Origin of the sequence: Mesorhizobium sp. GbtcB19, assembly GCF_019091085.1 — a bacterium.
Lineage (GTDB): Bacteria > Pseudomonadota > Alphaproteobacteria > Rhizobiales > Rhizobiaceae > Mesorhizobium.
On record NZ_JAGXJY010000400.1, the window covers coordinates 1 to 245 of the forward strand.

Consider the following 245-nt stretch of genomic DNA (forward strand, 5'->3'; position numbering starts at 1 on the left):
CGGGCACGGGGGCCCAGGGGCGATGCCGGTGCCGAACGGGTGGCGCCGCCCCGCTCCTTCCCCGCCGCCGGCTACGGCCACACGCCTGTTCCCGGCCATCCGTTCACCGAAGAGAACTGGACCGATCTTTCGCAGAAGGCCAGCGCCTATGGGAAGTCGAAGACGCTGCCCGGGCGGGCGGCGGGGGTTTCCATTGCCGCTCAGGGCGGCGCGCTGGAACTGTCGGTGGTCAACCCAGTCGGCCT

The 245-nt window shown here is 71.8% G+C and carries 1 pseudogene; it reads left to right on the plus strand.

The window, feature by feature from the left end:
- Positions 1 to 39: 39 nt before the first annotated feature.
- Positions 40 to 245: pseudogene (locus tag KVT37_RS32580) on the plus strand (aldehyde reductase); the annotation flags it as partial.